Below are 952 nucleotides of genomic sequence, written 5' to 3'. Positions count from 1 at the left end.
TGCAGGACCCAGTTGCATGTGCGGCAAACGGCAACGCAATCAGGGCAACGGCAGCGGCGAGGCGAACATTCATCGTTTTCACTTGGAACTCCATAGTCAGGTGGGTTGAATCAATATCGACGGTGCTATTTACAGATGCATGCTGCAACGCGAGCCTGAAGGGAATCTTAAGCAGAACACCCTCGCGCAGGCATGCCGAGCGGGATTAGACTTGACGATCGAAGCTGATAGTCACGACGGTTACTATGCAGCGAGCTTTGCTGCCTGTTCCTTTTGGAGTGCGACGAAATGCGTGTGTTACTGGTCGAAGACGATGATTTGATAGGAAGCGGCGTCGAAGAAGGTCTGCGCGATGCCGGAATGACGGTCGACTGGGCTCACGATGGCCGGGAGGCGATGCTGGCGCTGACTACAACAGAGTACGAACTTGTGGTGCTCGATCTCGGTTTGCCGAAACTATCTGGAACCGAGTTGCTGGATTGGCTGCGAGGCAGTCGCGACGATACGCCCGTTCTGGTCATGACGGCGAGGGACACCGTGGCAGACCGGGTAGGAGGTCTGACTGCCGGCGCCGACGATTACCTCGGCAAGCCCTTTGATCTCACTGAACTGATTGCGCGCTGCCGGGCGCTTTTGCGCCGCGCGCATGGTCGCAGCGTCGAGACGATCGAGTATCAGGATCTGAGCGTCGATCCCTCGACGCTCACAGTCACACGCAACGGTCTGCGCCAGCCATTGACTTCACGGGAATGTGCTGTGCTGGTCGAGCTGCTGACGCATCAAGGGACTCCGCTATCCCGCGCCCGCCTCGAGGAAAGTCTTTACGGCTGGCAGGAAGAGGTAGAGAGCAATGCCGTCGAGGTGCACATCTCCAATCTGCGCAAAAAGCTCGGACCTGGGTTGATCAGGACGATCAGGGGTGTTGGGTACGTTGTGGAGAAGACATCGTGAC

The 952-nt window shown here is 57.7% G+C and carries 1 protein-coding gene; it reads left to right on the top strand.

Annotated features, from left to right (window positions below):
* Positions 1–288: 288 nt before the first annotated feature.
* On the top strand, positions 289–951 hold the full coding sequence (locus tag P0D80_RS50550; RefSeq protein WP_408296363.1) for a response regulator: 663 nt from the start codon (positions 289–291) through the stop codon (positions 949–951).
* Position 952: the final 1 nt, after the last annotated feature.

Source organism: Paraburkholderia sp. RL17-373-BIF-A (genome assembly GCF_046030175.1).
Classification (GTDB): Bacteria; Pseudomonadota; Gammaproteobacteria; order Burkholderiales; family Burkholderiaceae; genus Paraburkholderia.
The sequence above is the reverse complement of the archived record's forward strand: the minus strand, read 5'-3'. Positions and strand labels throughout refer to the sequence as shown.